General features: G+C 60.4%; 1 protein-coding gene. It reads left to right on the forward strand.

Annotated elements, in window-relative coordinates:
* Window positions 1–268, forward strand: a 268-nt coding sequence (locus tag ACYP03_RS26395) for a hypothetical protein (RefSeq protein ID WP_459782723.1), incomplete at both ends; no start/stop codon positions are given.

Genomic DNA, 268 nt, shown 5'->3' on the forward strand with positions numbered 1-268 from the left:
GGCACGTTTTGCAGACATGTTCCTGATGTTGCTGGACGGCATTCTGGCAGCGCCTCACGCCAATGTGATGCAGTTGCCTATGGTTGATCACGCGCATCAGGACAGCATCGCTCAGGCACTGGCAAGTTTGCCTGCCCGCGTCGATGCCCCCATGCTGATTCATGACCGGGTGAGCCGTCATGCGGCAGAATATCCGGCCCAGCCGGCGGTGACCGGTTTCGACCGGACGCTGACGTATCAGGAACTGGAACAGGCGGCAAACCGGCTG

It is taken from the genome of Photobacterium sp. R1, from assembly GCF_054600795.1.